Genomic DNA, 15,433 nt, shown 5'->3' on the forward strand with positions numbered 1-15,433 from the left:
GTACCCCCGTCGGGGGTACCGGCCCGGCCATACATCCGATCACCTGATCAGAGGAGTCCGTCCCACATCTGCTCCAGCAGCACCGACCACCAGCTCTCCGGCGAAGCCAGCGCCGCACTGTCGAGGCCCGCCAGATTCGCCTGGAAATCGACGGTCCAGCGCCCCGCCTGTTCCGGCGTCAGGTGCTGCCTCAGCCGCCACATGTGACCCAGCATCGCCAGCGAACGCGCGAACTGCGGCAGGCTCGAGTTGACGAACTGCGGCGGCACGGGCGCCCCGCCGGGTCCGGCCTCCACCGGCACCGCCACTATGTGCGCGGTCCCGTACTGCACGCACAGCGCCTTGCCGAAGTCGCTGCCGACCACCAGGTACGAGCCCGCGTCGGACGCCGGCTGCACCTGCCGCTGCGCCGCCAGTTCGGCCAGCGTCGGCACCGGCTGCCCGGGCACGGCCTGCGCCCAGAAGAACGGCCCGAAGTCGACGGGCAGACCCGCCCACATCAGGGTCTGCGCCACGATGTCGGGCACGCCCTGCCGGGACACCGCCCGCTGGTCGAAGCGGAACACGCCCTGCGGCCCGAACGCGCCCGCCAGCTCCTGCCCGATGGCCTCCATCGGGATCGCCGGCTGGAGCGGCACCTGCGGCAGCGGCGCACGGACCGGAGCCGGACGCGCCGGACCGTCCGCCACCTGGTGCAGCTCACCCTGATGGGTGATCAGGTGCCGCATGCCCTGCTGACGTCCCGCGTGGTCGGTCCCGTACGGGGCCACGCTCGTGATCCGCACCTGCGGCCAGGTCTCCCGGATCATCCGGGCGCAGTAACCGCCGGGCAGCTCACAGGAGGCCAGCTCGGTGTGCAGCTCCAGCACCTGCTGGGGCGGCACGTTCATCGCGCGGAGCTCGTACAGGATCTGCCACTCGGGGTGCGGCGTACCGGGCGCCGAGCGGCGGATGAGCTGCTGCTCGGAGCCGTCGGGCGCGCGGTAGCGCAGCACCGCCTGGTAGCCGGGGCCGACGGTGGGCGCGCCGGACGGGGCCGGCGGCTGCGGCTGCTGCTGCTGCCCCACCGGACCGCGCGGAGCGCCCGGCGGCGGGCCGGGCGGCGCGGGCGGCTGCGCCCCGCCGGGACCGGCCAGCATCGTCGCGGCGTGCTGCGGCGCCCCGGCTCCGGGAACCCCGGGGGCACCGGGCGGCTGCACGACGGCGGGACCGGCGAGCATGGTCGCGGCATGGTCGATCCCCCCACCCTGCGCACCGGGCGGACCGGGCGGCGCGGGCGGCGGCACCGCACCGGGCCCCGCGAGCATGGTCGCGGCATGGTGCGCCCCACCCCCGGGCGGCCCGGGAGGACCGGGCGGCGTGGGCGCACCCGGCGCACCGGGAGGACCGGGCGGCGTCGGCACACCAGGCGCACCGGGCGGCCGGGGCGGCTGCACGACGGCGGGACCGGCCAGCATCGTCGCGGCATGGTCGATCCCCCCACCCCGCGCACCGGGCGCACCCGGCAGCGAGGGCGGCGACGGCGGAGCGGGCGGCCCGGGCGGCTGCACGACGGCCGGCCCGGCCAGCATCGTCGCGGCGTACTGCGCGTCACCCCCGGGCGCACCAGGAGCCCCAGGCACACCGGGCCCACCCTGCGCGGGCGGCACACCGGGCGGCCCGGGCGGCGTCGGCACACCAGGCGCACCGGGACCACCAGGCACACCAGGACCACCAGGACCACCAGGCGCACCGGGAGCACCGGGAGCACCGGGAGCACCCGGCACCCCCGGCGGAGCCACCGGCGCCGCCGGAGCCCCGCCCGGCCGCGAGACGTGGGCACGGCTCGTCGGCGCGTCGGCGATGTCGGCCGCCTCGGACGGCATCCCCAGCGCCGGGGCGACGGTGGTCTTCGGCAGCTGGCTGCCACCCGCCATCAGCGTGGTCTTGGCCTCCGGCGCCACCCCGGAGCGGGACGGGCCCTCCTCCAGGTCCGAGCCGGACAGCGGCGGCGCGAACACCGTCGCGGGCAGCGGTACGGAGGCTTCGTCCGCACCGGAGTTCACATCGGTACCGGCCCACGGCGTGGCCCCGGACGGCACCCCGTCGTTGGCGGTCGGCTCGTACGGGACCTCACCACCGCGGCGCAACGGCACGGGCTCCGCGGGCGGCGCGGCGGCCGGGCCCGCGTCGGACCCGGACTCCGCGGCAGCCGCCGGAGCGGCCCCCGGAATCCCCGCCCGGTCCGCCGCCTCCTGCAGCCACTCCGGCGGGCTCAGCATGAAGGAGGTCTGCTCCGAGTCGATCCGCGGCTGCGGAACCGACGCCTCCGAGGCCGCCGCCGTCGCGGCCGCCCCGTACTCCTCCTCGTACCGCCGGATCACCTCGCCGACCGGCAGCCCCGGCCACAGGGTCACCTCGCCGCTGTCCCGCGCGATGACCAGCCGCTGCCGGCCCCCGCCGGACACCGGCCCGGCGGCCCGGTCCTCGGCCCACACCACGAAGCCCAGCCCGAACTCCCGTACGCGCACCTCGCGGTGCTGGTACGCGGGCAGGTCCCCGTTGATCCATTCCTCGGCGCGCTCCTGCGCCTGCGCGAACGTCACCACGCCGCGATCACCCCTCACCCATCGCGGCGTCCGTCACCGGAACCGAGCGTGCGAATCCGCCGTCCACCATCAGACCGGCCACCGTCTCCAGCTCCGGCGGGTTGCCCGCCAGTCGTTCCAGGAAGGCATCGAAATCAGCGCCGCACGGCAGCAACAGCCGCTCCACCCGCTCCTGCACCGACCAGCCGTCCCGGTCGCGCGCGTCGTCGTACGGGGAGAACCAGACGGAGCCGATGCCCTCGCCCTTCACCTTCACCGCGAGCAGCCCGCCCTGGACGAAGGCCACGCACAGGTAGTCCTTCGTCAGGTGGTCCCGCAGACACTTGTTGACGTAGACGAGGTCGTTGACCGCCGCCTCCTCGCGCACCGTGAAGAACGGCTGGTCGACCAGCAGCCCCAGCTCCACGAACAGGCCCGCGCCCACCGGCGCGCAGCCGCCCGCCGCCTTCAGGAACGAGCGGTACGCCTCCGGCAGCCGGTAGCCGAGGTCCTCCTCGACGCCCTGCACCTGCTGTTCGGACACCGAGACCAGGGTCTTCGGCAGCCCGAGGTGCGCCGGGCGCGCCTCCTGGAGCGGACGGGTGCCGCGCTTCTCGTGGTCCACCGGGGCCGTCGCCAGACCCGCGTGGTGCCGCAGCAGCGCCTTCACCTCGACCGGCACGAGTTCCATCCGCCGCGACCCGGCCACGTGGTGCCAGGTCCAGCCGTGCGGGGTCGCCACCGGACCGACGGTGTCCCACAGCGCGTGTCCCGACGCCCGCATCGCCGCGTTGGCGGACACGCAGTCCGTCAGGCGCAGCTCATCCACGCCGAAGCCCTCGGGGGGCTCGGCGATCTCCACGGCCGCGCGCGCGTACCGCGAGAAGTCGGGATGACCGTCCCCGTCCATCCGCACTCCGTGGGGATGGCGAGCGGCCCGGACCGGGTCCGGGAAGTGCACGACCTGCCCCGAGTAAGCGGCGTTGGGTGGCGCGGCCTGCTGCCCGAGCCGACCTGTCGTCATGGCGGTAGCCCCCTGCTGGATCTGGCTGGTTCACCACAGCCTATGTGTTCCGGCAAGAGGCTCACCCGTCCACGAGTCCCGCATGCGCGCACCGGGTGGGAACATCCGAATTGATACGAATATTCGACCCCGCTTCCACACCACAGGGGACATTTGACAGGCTGTCCCCGCGACACGGGGGCGTGCGCGACAGCGGCCACCACCGCGGCCACGGGAGGGAAGAAGCGACCATGCAGACGGCGACCACGCAAAACCTGGCAAGCCGCGCGGACCGTGCGGACGGCACCGAACCGGCGGAAGCCGGACCCGCCGGCGCCGCGGGCGACCCCCGCCTGCGCTGGAGCAGCACCGACGGCCCGACCCCGCCACCCGTCCTGCGCTTCCGCCGCGACGGCATCCTGCCGACCGTGGCCGCCGCCCTCTCCGTCCGCGGCGAGACCCTCACCGGGACCGCCGGGAAGGGGGACCAGCCGCCCGTCCTGCACCCCCTCGTCCAGGACTTCCTCGACACCCTCACCAGCGGCCAGCGGGAACGCTTCACCGGCCGATGTCCGGAGGCGCTCCTGCTCTCCCGCCACCTCGCGGCCGTCGAGGGCGCCCGCAGCCGGCGCGCCTCCCGCAAGCCGCTGACGGCGAGCGAGGCCCGCCGTTCGCTCAAGCACTCCCGGATCACGGCCCGCCGCATCCGCGAGGACGGCGATCCGCTGCACGGCAGCTACGCGCCGCCGTGCCGTTCCTGCGACGCGCTCCTCACCCACTTCGGCGTACGCCCCGTCGACCTCACCCACCCCGAGTAGCCGCCATGACCGCCTCCTCAGCCTCCTACGACCGCTCCTCCGCCACCCGGTTCCCGGGCCCGGTGGACTCGGCCCTGCGCACCGCCGGCTGGGAGCCCGGCCGCTGGGACATCAAGCAGGCCGAGTACTGGGCCGACGCCCTGCGGGACCACACCACCCCCGCCGGGCACCGGCACACCGTCTTCCCGGCGGCCGTCGAGGCCTGGGCCGAATTCGGCGGGCTGACGGTGACGGCCCCGGGGCCGGGCCGCCAGACAGCCCCGGCGACGCTCCGCATCGACCCGCTGTCCGGGCTGCACCTCGCCCGTACGTTCGCCGACCTGGGGCGGGCCCTGTCCACGCAGCTGTGCCCGCTCGGCAGCGAGGCCGACGGCGGTTCGCACCTCGCGATCGACCGCGAGGGCCGGGTCTACGGGATCGACCACACCGGCGACTGGTACCTGGGCTCGGGCCTCGACGAGGCCCTCACCCTCCTCCTCACCGGCCTCCAGCCGGCCCGCCTCACGACGGAACCCTGAGCCCGGGCCGCGCCCCCCGGGCCCGGCCCGTGAACACCGCCCGCCGGGCCCCGCCGCCTGCCCCCGGGCGCCGGACCGACGCCGCTAGCCGGTGGCCGGCAGTACCGCCGAGACCTTGAAGCCGCCCTCGTCCGTCGGCCCGGACACGAACACCCCGCCCAGCGCCAGCACCCGCTCGCGCATCCCGACCAGGCCGTTCCCGCCGCTGGGCAGCCCGGGCTGCTCCACGTCCGCCCCGCAGGGCCCGTTCTGCACCTGCATGGCGACCTCGCCGTCCCGGTGCGCCAGGCGTACGACGACCCGCGCGCCCGGAGCGTGCTTGTGGCAGTTGGTCAGCGCCTCCTGCACCACCCGGTACGCCGTCTGCTCGACCTCCGCCGGATACCCGCCGCGCTCCCCGTCCACGAGGACCTCGACGGTCATCCCGGCCGCCCGCGACTGCCCGACCAGCGCCTCCAGCCCGTCCAGCGAGGGCCCGTCGTCGAAGCTGCCCACCAGCGCCACCGGCGCCAACGGCACCGCCGCCGGCTTCGGCGCCTCGGCGCGCAGCACGCCGAGCATCTCCCGCAGCTCCGTCAGGGCCTGCCGGCCCATGTCCCCGACCAGCGCCGCGTTCCGCACCGCCTTGACGGGGTCCTTCGCGGCCACCGCCTGCAGCGCCGCCGCGTGCACCACCATCAGCGACACCCGGTGCGCCACCACGTCGTGCATCTCGCGCGCGATCCGCGTGCGCTCCTCCGTACGGGCCCACTCGGCCCGCTCCTCCGCCCGGTCCGCCAGCAGCGACAGCTCCCGCTCCAGCGAGTCCGCCCGCTCCTGGAGGCTCTCCATCAGCCGCCGCCGCGCCCCTATGTACAGGCCGAGCAGGACGGGCGGCACGGTCAGCGCCACCGCGATGAACCCGGACAGGACCAGCACCAGCAGGGTGTCCGCCGCGAGGTCCCCGCGGGTGCGCAGGTACATCACCACGAAGGTCCCCACGAGCGACATCGCCGTCAGCGTGGCGGTGATCCGCCGGGGCACCTCGCAGGCGGCGAGCGTGTACAGCCCGACCACTCCGAGCAGGAAGCCCATCGCGGCCGGGGACACGGCGATCCCGACCAGCACCACGGCGATCGGCCAGCGCCGCCGCAGCAGCAGCACGGCCCCCACCAGGAACCCGAACAGCACCCCGACGGGCACCGCGAGCCCCGCCTCGTGGGCGAAGCCGACCCCCTCCACGGCGCACTCGGCGGCGGACACCGCGGCGAGCCCCACGTCCAGGACGGCGGCCCGCCGCCTCTCCCACCACCAGGGCCCGTCCCGCTCCGCCCCATCGCGCTCTTCCCCCGTACCGGTCATGCCGTCCAGCGTACGGGCGGCCCGCCCGGCGCCCCCCGGAGTTACCCGGCCCACACCCGGCCGCGAGTACCGTCGCGAGGAGGGCGGGTGGTGCGGCATAGTAGGGACGGACCGCTTGATCGGTACGGTAAAAAGTCCGATTCGGCAGGGTTTTCCATCCCCTGTGGTGTAATTGGCAGCACTGAGGCTTTTGGTGCCTTATGTCCGGGTTCGAGTCCTGGCGGGGGAGCCTTGCACATCCGGGTCCTGACCTTCACGGTCGGGACCCGCCTTCGTTTACGGGTGTTGGCCCCCCGCTATCCTTCCTGGGTCCACCCCCGAAGCCGAAGGGCCCACCCGTGAGCGCAACCCGCCCGGCAGCCGTCGTCGTACTCGCAGCGGGTGAAGGCACCCGCATGAAGTCGGCCACTCCCAAGGTTCTGCACGAGATCAGCGGGCGCTCGCTCGTCGGTCACGTGGTCGCCGCGTCCCGCGAGCTGGACCCCGCCCACCTCGTGGTCGTCGTCGGCCACGCGCGCGAGCAGGTCACCGCGCACCTCGCCGGCGTCGACGCCGACGTCCGCACCGCCGTCCAGTACGAGCAGAACGGCACCGGGCACGCCGTCCGGATGGCCCTCGAAGAGCTCGGCGGCCCGGTCGACGGCACCGTGATCGTGGTCTGCGGCGACACCCCGCTGCTGACCGGGGAGACGCTCGGCGCGCTCGCGGCCACGCACGAGGCCGACGGCAACGCCGTCACCGTGCTCACCGCCGAGGTGCCCGACTCCACCGGCTACGGCCGCATCGTGCGCGACCCCGCCACCGGCGCCGTGACCGCCATCGTCGAGCACAAGGACGCCACCGACGCGCAGCGCGCGATCCGCGAGATCAACTCCGGTGTCTTCGCCTTCGACGGCACGCTCCTCTCGGACGCGCTCGGCAAGGTCCGCACGGACAACAGCCAGGGCGAGGAGTACCTCACCGACGTGCTCGGCATCCTGCGCGAGGCGGGGCACCGCGTCGGCGCGGCGGTCGGCGAGGACCACCGCCAGATCCTCGGGATCAACAACCGGGTGCAGCTGGCCGAGGCCCGGGCGCTGCTGAACGCGCGCCTGCTGGAGCGGGCGATGCTCGCCGGCGTGACGGTCGTGGACCCGGCCAGCACCTTCGTGGACGTGACGGTGACCTTCGGTCAGGACGCGCTGATCCACCCGGGCACCCAGCTGCTGGGCGCCACGCACATCGCCGAGGGGGCCGAGGTCGGCCCGAACACCCGGCTCAAGGACACCCGGGTGGGCGCGCGGGCCCGCGTGGACAACACGGTGGCGGACGGCGCGGTGATCGGCGAGCAGGCGAGCGTCGGCCCCTTCGCGTACCTGCGGCCCGGCACGAACCTCGGCCCGAAGGCGAAGGCCGGTACGTACGTCGAGATGAAGAACGCGACGATCGGCGAGGGCACGAAGGTGCCGCACCTGTCGTACGTGGGCGACGCGACGATCGGCGAGTACACGAACATCGGCGCGGCGAGCGTGTTCGTGAACTACGACGGCGAACACAAGCACCACACCACCGTCGGCTCGCACTGCAAGACGGGTTCGGACAACATGTTTGTGGCACCCGTCACCATCGGGGACGGGGCCTACACGGCCGCCGGCTCGGTCATCACCAAGGACGTGCCGCCCGGCGCCCTGGCCGTGGCCCGCGGCCAGCAGCGGAATATCGAGGGCTGGGTGGCCCGCAAGCGTCCCGGCAGCGCCGCCGCGACGGCGGCGCAGTCGTCGACCGAGGAGACCTCCGGCCGCCCTTGAGGTGAACTGGCCGGAAACAGGTACGCCCGGGACGGCGTACCGTGATAGGTGCACGCAATTCGGCTGGCTCACCGTGTGCGGGACGGACGCACACGGGGGCGAGCAGCTTTCCACACGTCTGAGGAGACAGTGCTGTGACCGGGATCAAGACGACCGGCGAGAAGAAGCTGATGCTCTTCTCCGGCCGCGCCCACCCCGAGCTGGCCGAGGAGGTCGCGCACCAGCTCGGTGTCGGCCTCGTGCCGACCAAGGCTTTCGACTTCGCGAACGGCGAGATCTACGTCCGCTTCCAGGAGTCGGCTCGTGGCGCGGACTGCTTCCTGATCCAGAGCCACACGGCTCCGATCAACAAGTGGATCATGGAGCAGCTGATCATGATCGACGCGCTGAAGCGCGCGTCGGCACGCTCCATCACCGTGATCATCCCGTCCTACGGCTACGCCCGTCAGGACAAGAAGCACAAGGGCCGCGAGCCGATCTCGGCGCGCCTGGTCGCGGACCTGCTGAAGACCGCGGGTGCCGACCGCATCCTCACGGTCGACCTGCACACCGACCAGATCCAGGGCTTCTTCGACGGCCCGGTCGACCACCTCTCCGCCCTGTCGGTCCTCGCGGACTACGTCGGCGCCAAGGTGGACCGCACCAAGCTGACGATCGTCTCCCCGGACGCCGGCCGCGTACGCGTCGCCGACCGCTGGTGCGACCGCCTGGACGCGCCGCTGGCGATCGTGCACAAGCGCCGCGACAAGGACGTCGCCAACCAGGTGACCGTCCACGAGGTCGTCGGTGAGGTCCGGGGCCGCGTCTGCGTCCTGGTCGACGACATGATCGATACCGGTGGCACCATCTGCGCCGCGGCCGACGCGCTGTTCGCGCACGGCGCCGAGGACGTCATCGTGACGGCCACGCACGGCATCCTGTCGGGCCCGGCCGCCGACCGCCTGAAGAACTCCAAGGTCAGCGAGTTCGTGTTCACGAACACCCTGCCGGACCCGTCCGACCTGGAGCTCGACAAGATCACCGTGCTGTCGATCGCCCCGATGATCGCCCGCGCGGTGCGCGAGGTCTTCGAGGACGGCTCGGTGACCAGCCTCTTCGAAGAGCAGCAGTAACCGCTCCGCGGTAGATCCTTTTGGGCGCGGCCTCCCCCGCCGGGTACACTCCTTGAGTTGCTCGGCGAGGGAGGCCGTACCCGTTCACGGTACGGACGCTCCGTTATCGACGCGCTCTTCGTAGCAGGCCGTTTCGGCCGGGTGACCCAGTCCGTTTCTTCCGTCACCCCACGAGGAGTGAGCATGTCCGAGGTCAAGCTTTCCGCCAAGCTCCGCGACACCTTCGGCAAGGGCTCCGCCCGCCAGGCCCGTCGCGACGCCCTGGTCCCCGGTGTCATCTACGGCCACGGCCAGGCCCCGAAGCACGTCAACGTCGAGGGTCACGCCCTGCAGCTGGCGCTCCGCACCCCGAACGTCCTGCTCTCCCTGGACATCGAGGGCGCCGGCACCGAGCTGGTCATCCCGAAGGCCGTGCAGAAGCACCCCCTGAAGCGTTCGATCTCCCACGTCGACTACCTGATCGTCAAGAAGGGCGAGAAGGTCACCGTCGACGTCGCGATCGTCACCGAGGGCGAGCTGGCCGCCGGCGGCAACATGCTGGAGACCCTCCAGAACACCATCTCCGTCGAGGCCGAGGCCACCCACATCCCGACCGAGGTCACCGTCTCCATCGCGGGCCTCGAGGCCGGCGCCACCATCCACGCCAAGGACCTGGTCCTGCCGGCCGGCACCACGCTGGCCGTCGACGGTGACATCGCCGTCCTGCAGGTCGTCGCCCCGCAGGCCGAGGAGCCGGCCGCCGAGGCCGCCGAGGGCACCGAGGCCTGAGCCTCGCCCCTCCCCCTCAGCAGTTGCTGACCGACCGCCGTCCGGCTCCACTGGAGCGGGACGGCGGTCGTTCTTCGTTCCAGGCACTTAAGGAGCTTTTGATGTCGGACGACGCGGCGCCCTGGCTGATCGTCGGTCTCGGGAACCCCGGACCGGAGTACGCCGGCAACCGCCACAACATCGGCTTCATGGTGGCCGACCTGCTGGCCGAGCGGATCGGCGGCAAGTTCAAGGCGCACAAGGCGCGCGCCCAGGTCGTCGAGGGCCGCATCGGCCCGCCCGGCCCGGCGAACCGCCGGATCGTGCTCGCCAAGCCGATGTCGTTCATGAACCTGTCGGGCGGTCCCGTGACGGCGCTGCGCGATTTCTACAAGGTGCCGCTGGAGCGGATCGTCGCGGTCCACGACGAGCTGGACATCGACTATCCGACGCTGCGCCTGAAGCTGGGCGGCGGGGACAACGGGCACAACGGCCTGAAGTCGATGACGAAGGCGATGGGTCCGGACTACCACCGGGTGCGCTGCGGCATCGGTCGCCCGCCCGGCCGCATGCAGGTCGCGGACTTCGTCCTGAAGGACTTCTCCGGGGCCGAGCGCAAGGAGCTGGACTGGTTCGTGGACCGGTCCGCCGACGCGGTGGAGTGCCTGGTCCAGGAGGGCCTGGAGCGCGCGCAGTCGACGTACAACTCCTGACGTCGCGCACAGGGAAGCCCCCGCCGGTGGCGGGGGCTTCCGTGCGTGCGGTGCGGGGCCGGGTCAGCCGGTGTTGCGCAGACCGGCGGCCACGCCGTTGACGGTGAGCAGCAGGGCCCGCGCCAGCAGCGGGTCCGCCTCCTCGCCGCGGGCGGCCGCGGCGCGCTGGCGGGCCAGCAGGGACACCTGGAGGTAGGAGATCGGGTCCAGGTAGGCGTCGCGGACCGCGAAGGTCTGCTGGAGGACCGGCTGGGAGTCCAGCAGGCGCTGCCCTCCGGTGATGCGCAGGACCTCGCGGACGGTGAGCTCGTGCTCGGCCTCGATGCGGGCGAAGACGTGCTTGAGGTGCTCGGGGACGAGCGTGTCGACGTAGTGACGGGCGATCCGCAGGTCCGTCTTGGCCAGCGTCATCTCGACGTTGGAGAGGAAGTTGCGGAAGAAGTGCCAGCGCTCGCCCATCTCGGCGAGTGCCGCGTCCTGGCCGGCCTCGCGCAGGGCCTTGAGGCCGGAGCCGACGCCGTACCAGCCGGGGACGATCTGGCGGGACTGGGTCCAGCCGAAGACCCACGGGATGGCCCGCAGCCCGTCGAGGCCCGCGCCCGAGTCGGGGCGGCGGGAGGGGCGGGAGCCCAGGTGCAGGTCGGCGAGCTGGTCGACGGGGGTGGCCGCGAAGAAGTACGCGGGCAGGTCCGGGTCCTCGACGAGCTCCCGGTACGCGGCGTGCGCGGCGTCCGAGACGATGTCCATGGCGGCGTCCCAGCGGGCCAGGTCGTCGTCGGACTGGCGGGGGGCCGTGTGCAGGGCGGAGGCCTGGAGGGTGGCCGCGACGGTCAGCTCCAGGTTCTCGCGGGCCAGCGAGGGCACGAGGTACTTGTCGGAGATGACCTCGCCCTGCTCGGTGACCTTGATCTCGCCCTCCAGGGTGCCCCAGGGCTGCGCGAGGATCGCGTCGTGCGAGGGGCCGCCACCGCGGCCGACGGTGCCGCCGCGGCCGTGGAAGAGGCGCAGGCGCACGCCGTAGCGGTGGGCGACGTCGCGCAGCCGGCGCTGGGCGCGGTGGATCTCCCACTGGCTGGTGGTGATGCCGCCGAACTTGGAGGAGTCGGAGTAGCCGAGCATGACCTCCTGGACGTCGCCGCGCAGGGAGACGAGGCGCCGGTAGGAGGGGTCGGCGAGCATCTCGTCGAGGATGACGTCGGCGGCGCGCAGCTCGTCGGTGGTCTCCAGGAGCGGGACGATGCCGATCTTGGCCCAGCCGGCGTGGAGGTCGATGAGCCCGGCCTCGCGGGCGAGGACGGCGGCGGCGAAGACGTCGTCGGCGCCCTGGCACATCGAGATGATGTACGACTCGATGACCTCGGGGCCGAACTTCTCGAAGGCGTCCTTGATGGCGCCGAAGACGCCGAGGGTCTTCTGTCCGGCCGCGTCGAGCGGCGCGGGGGTGGGCGCGAGCGGCCGGCGCGAGCGCAGCTCCTTGGCGAGGAGCTTGCCGCGGTAGTCGCGGGGCATGTCGGCGTAGCGCCAGGACTCCTCGCCGAGGCGGTCGAAGAGCTGGCCCAGCGCGTGGTGGTGGGCGTCCGCGTGTTCGCGTACGTCCATGGTCGCGAGCTGGAGGCCGAAGGCGGCCAGCGTGCGGATGGTGCGGTCCATGCGGCCGTCGGCGAAGAGCGCGCCGCGGTGTTCGCGCAGGGAGGTCTGGATGAGGGTGAGGTCGGCGAGCAGCTCGGCGGTGCCGAGGTAGTCGCGGCCTTCCTCGTGCGGGGTGCCCTTGGCGAGGCGCTCGCGGGTGTTGACGAGCTTCTGGCGCACGCAGGTGGCCTTGAGGCGGTACGGCTCCTCGGCGTTCAGCCGCTTGTAGCGCGGGCTGATCTCGGGGAGGCGTTCCAGGTCGGCCTGGAGGGAGGTGAGGAGCTCCTCGGTGGCGCCGGTGTAGCGGATCGAGTTCGACAGGAGCCCGCGCAGGAAGTCGACGAGTTCGAGGGCGTCGGTGATGCCGTGCTCGTGCTGGAGGATCAGCACGTCCCGGGTGACGTCGGGGGTGACGTTCGGGTTGCCGTCGCGGTCGCCGCCGATCCAGGTGCCGAAGGTGAGCGGGCGGGTGCCGGCCGGGATCTCGACGCCGACGCGCTGGAGCTCGGCGGCGAGGTCTTCGAGTACGTCGCCCACCGCGCCGGCGTGCAGCTCGTCGAGGTAGTAGATGGCGTTGCGGGCCTCGTCGGCGGGCTCGGGGCGCACCACGCGCAGCTCGTCGGTCTGCCAGACGAGGTCGATGTTCTCGGCGAGCCGCAGGTCGTGGCGGCGGCGCTCGCCGGCGCCGGTGACGGGCTCCTCCAGGAGCGCGGCGATGCGGCGCAGCTTGTTGAGGACGCTGCGGCGGGCCGCCTCGGTGGGGTGCGCGGTGAAGACGGGCCGGACGTTGAGGTTCTTGACCGTTTCGCGCAGGTGTTCGGGGTCGGCGTCCTTGAGCATGTCGGCGGTGCGGGCGAGGAGCCCGCCCTCGGCGGCACGGTGGGCGCGCAGCTCCTTGCCGCGGTGCACCTGCTCGGTGACGTTGGCGAGGTGGAAGTAGGTGGAGAAGGCGCGCACCAGCTTGGCGGCGGTCTCCAGGTCGGTGTCGCCGAGGAGCTGGGCCGCGGCTTCGCCGTCGGTGCGGGTGAGGGCGCGTACGCGTTCGACGAGGTCGAGGAGGTCCTGGCCCTCCTGGCGTACGAGGGTCTCCCCGAGGAGGTCGCCGAGGCGCCGGATGTCGGCGCGCAGCTCCGCGTTCGCCGTTTCCGCCGAGGTCACGGTGGTGGGGGTGGCGGGGGCCTGGGCGGCCTGGTCAGCACTGCTCACAGGTGCGGCTCCTTGCAGTGTTCGAGCGCTACTGGGCTGTGGGCCCCCGGGACGCGTGCGGCGGCGGTGCCGTCCTGGTGCGCAGCCGGGCTGCCCGTGCGGACCGCGCTGTCCGACGACACCAGGATAGGTGGCCCGTACTCGTGCCCCGGCAGCGCGGCCGCCGGGATGGTGCGTGTACCCCGGCGGGCGGCGGGGCGGTGGCGTGCTCCTCTTGCCGCGCGGGGGACCTTTGCCATACTTACGACGCCGTAGGTTACGGACCCGTAGGGTCGGTGACTCCGGCCCTGCCGACTCCTCACCCCCCAGGGGAACCCCATGTCCGTTGGTCCCGATCTGATCGAGGACGCCACGGCGTCCTCCACGATGTCCAGTGATGCCGCGTCCGCGACGCGCGGCGGTGAGCAGAAGCGGTCGGTGGAGCAGATCGCGCTGCTGCTCTTCATCACGGTGCCGTTCCTGGCGTTGCTGGTGGCGCTGCCGCTGGCCTGGGGCTGGGGGGTGAGCTGGCTGGACCTCGGTCTGATGGTGTTCATGTACTACCTGGCCTGCCACGGCATCACCATCGGCTTCCACCGTTACTTCACGCACGGTTCCTTCAAGGCGAAGCGGCCCCTGCGGATCGCGCTCGCGGTCATGGGGTCGATGGCGGTGGAGGGGCCGCTGGTGCGCTGGGTGGCGGATCACCGCAAGCACCACAAGTACTCCGACCACGAGGGCGACCCGCATTCGCCGTGGCGGTTCGGCGAGACGGTGCCGGCGCTGATGAAGGGCCTGTGGTGGGCCCACATCGGCTGGCTCTTCGACGAGGAGCAGACCGACCAGCAGAAATACGCCCCGGACCTGATCAAGGACCCGGCGATCCGGCGGATCTCGCGCGACTTCGTGCTGTGGACGGTGGTGTCGCTGGCGATCCCGCCGCTGGTGGGCGGTCTGGTGACGATGTCCTGGTGGGGCGCGTTCACGGCGTTCTTCTGGGGTTCGCTGGTGCGCGTGGCGCTGCTGCACCACGTGACGTGGTCGATCAACTCGATCTGTCACGCGGTGGGCAAGCGGCCGTTCAAGTCCCGGGACCGCAGCGGCAACGTGTGGTGGCTGGCCGTGCTGTCGTGCGGGGAGTCCTGGCACAACCTGCACCACGCCGACCCGACCTCCGCCCGGCACGGCGTCCTGCGCGGCCAGGTCGACTCCAGCGCGCGGCTGATCCGCTGGTTCGAACAGCTCGGCTGGGCCACGGACGTGCGCTGGCCGTCGCGGGACCGCATCGATGCCCGGCGCAAGGAAAAGACGTCGAACGCGGCATGATGGGGGACGTGGCGATCGACGGCAGCAGTTCCAGCAACGACAAGCCCAGGCGAGGTCGCCGGGTCCGGATGACGGGCGCCGAGCGGCGTCAGCAACTGCTGGACATCGGCCGCACCCTGTTCGCGGAGAAGGGTTTCGAAGGCACCTCGGTGGAGGAGATCGCGGCGAAGGCCGGGGTGTCCAAGCCGGTGGTGTATGAGCACTTCGGCGGCAAGGAGGGCCTGTACGCGGTGGTCGTGGACCGCGAGATGCGCCAGCTGCTGGACGGGGTGACCGGCGCGCTGACGGCCGGGCACCCGCGGGAGCTGCTGGAGCAGGCGGCGTTCGCCCTGCTCGACTACATCGAGAACTACACGGACGGCTTCCGGATCCTGGTGCGGGACTCCCCGGTGGCGCAGTCGACGGGTACGTTCGCCTCGCTGATCAGCGACATCGCCACGCAGGTGGAGGACATCCTCGGGCTGGAGTTCAAGGCCCGGGGCTTCGATCCGAAGCTGGCGCCGCTGTACGCGCAGGCACTGGTCGGGATGGTCGCGCTGACGGGCCAGTGGTGGCTGGAGACGCGGCGGCCGAAGAAGGCGGAGGTCGCGGCGCACCTGGTGAACCTGGCCTGGCACGGGCTGGAGAACCTGGAGGCCAGGCCCCGGCTGGTGGGCCACCGCAAGAACTGAGGACGTCCGGGTACAC

General features: G+C 72.7%; 12 protein-coding genes and 1 tRNA gene. 9 read left to right on the forward strand and 4 right to left on the reverse strand.

Annotation, left to right across the window (positions count from 1 at the left end):
* Nucleotides 1-47 precede the first annotated feature (47 nt).
* Both ACFV0Q_RS25030 and ACFV0Q_RS25035 read right to left on the reverse strand, forming a co-directional pair.
* On the reverse strand, nt 48-2,588 hold the full coding sequence (locus ACFV0Q_RS25030; RefSeq protein ID WP_385008597.1) for an SUKH-4 family immunity protein: 2,541 nt from the start codon (nt 2,586-2,588) through the stop codon (nt 48-50).
* 7 nt (nt 2,589-2,595) lie between these two features.
* Entirely contained in the window at nt 2,596-3,591 is a 996-nt protein-coding gene (locus ACFV0Q_RS25035; protein WP_385008598.1) for an SMI1/KNR4 family protein, read from the reverse strand.
* Between the two features lie 230 nt (nt 3,592-3,821).
* Here ACFV0Q_RS25035 and ACFV0Q_RS25040 point away from each other — a divergent pair, with 230 nt between their 5' ends.
* Together ACFV0Q_RS25040 and ACFV0Q_RS25045 are read left to right on the forward strand one after the other, a co-directional pair.
* Nucleotides 3,822-4,388, forward strand: a complete 567-nt coding sequence (locus tag ACFV0Q_RS25040) for a YwqJ-related putative deaminase (protein WP_385008599.1) — start codon at nt 3,822-3,824, stop codon at nt 4,386-4,388.
* A 5-nt stretch (nt 4,389-4,393) separates the two neighbouring features.
* The gene (locus ACFV0Q_RS25045) at nt 4,394-4,906 is read left to right on the forward strand and encodes an SUKH-3 domain-containing protein (protein WP_385008600.1); all 513 of its coding nucleotides are present in this window, start codon (nt 4,394-4,396) and stop codon (nt 4,904-4,906) included.
* Between the two features lie 84 nt (nt 4,907-4,990).
* Here the strand turns inward: ACFV0Q_RS25045 and ACFV0Q_RS25050 are convergent, their stop codons facing one another.
* Entirely contained in the window at nt 4,991-6,247 is a 1,257-nt protein-coding gene (locus tag ACFV0Q_RS25050; protein ID WP_385008601.1) for a sensor histidine kinase, read from the reverse strand.
* Nucleotides 6,248-6,404: 157 nt separating this feature from the next.
* Between ACFV0Q_RS25050 and ACFV0Q_RS25055 the strand changes: the two genes are divergently transcribed.
* The 5 genes from ACFV0Q_RS25055 (at nt 6,405) to pth (ending at nt 10,606) form a co-directional block, all read left to right on the forward strand.
* A tRNA-Gln gene (locus tag ACFV0Q_RS25055) sits at nt 6,405-6,476 on the forward strand.
* 109 nt (nt 6,477-6,585) lie between these two features.
* Nucleotides 6,586-8,034 carry a bifunctional UDP-N-acetylglucosamine diphosphorylase/glucosamine-1-phosphate N-acetyltransferase GlmU gene (gene glmU / locus ACFV0Q_RS25060; protein ID WP_385008602.1) on the forward strand — a complete coding sequence of 483 codons (1,449 nt, stop codon included), beginning with the start codon at nt 6,586-6,588 and terminating at the stop codon, nt 8,032-8,034.
* Between the two features lie 134 nt (nt 8,035-8,168).
* The gene (locus tag ACFV0Q_RS25065; protein WP_385008603.1) at nt 8,169-9,146 is read left to right on the forward strand and encodes a ribose-phosphate diphosphokinase; all 978 of its coding nucleotides are present in this window, start codon (nt 8,169-8,171) and stop codon (nt 9,144-9,146) included.
* Between the two features lie 183 nt (nt 9,147-9,329).
* Complete coding sequence (locus ACFV0Q_RS25070) at nt 9,330-9,914, forward strand: 50S ribosomal protein L25/general stress protein Ctc (RefSeq protein ID WP_385008604.1); 585 nt, start codon at nt 9,330-9,332, stop codon at nt 9,912-9,914.
* A gap of 101 nt (nt 9,915-10,015) precedes the next feature.
* Complete coding sequence (gene pth, locus ACFV0Q_RS25075; protein ID WP_385008605.1) at nt 10,016-10,606, forward strand: aminoacyl-tRNA hydrolase; 591 nt, start codon at nt 10,016-10,018, stop codon at nt 10,604-10,606.
* 63 nt (nt 10,607-10,669) lie between these two features.
* On the opposite strand, the gene ppc is transcribed toward pth, so the two are convergent.
* On the reverse strand, nt 10,670-13,441 hold the full coding sequence (ppc, locus tag ACFV0Q_RS25080) for a phosphoenolpyruvate carboxylase (RefSeq protein ID WP_385008606.1): 2,772 nt from the start codon (nt 13,439-13,441) through the stop codon (nt 10,670-10,672).
* Between the two features lie 318 nt (nt 13,442-13,759).
* Here ppc and ACFV0Q_RS25085 point away from each other — a divergent pair, with 318 nt between their 5' ends.
* Nucleotides 13,760-14,746, forward strand: a complete 987-nt coding sequence (locus ACFV0Q_RS25085) for an acyl-CoA desaturase (RefSeq protein WP_385008607.1) — start codon at nt 13,760-13,762, stop codon at nt 14,744-14,746.
* Nucleotides 14,743-15,417, forward strand: coding sequence for a TetR/AcrR family transcriptional regulator (locus tag ACFV0Q_RS25090; protein WP_030231935.1), 675 nt, complete (start codon nt 14,743-14,745; stop codon nt 15,415-15,417). The genes ACFV0Q_RS25085 and ACFV0Q_RS25090 overlap by 4 nt, the downstream gene beginning before the upstream one ends.
* Nucleotides 15,418-15,433: the final 16 nt, after the last annotated feature.

The organism is Streptomyces sp. NPDC059564, from assembly GCF_042735575.1.
Lineage (GTDB): Bacteria > Actinomycetota > Actinomycetes > Streptomycetales > Streptomycetaceae > Streptomyces.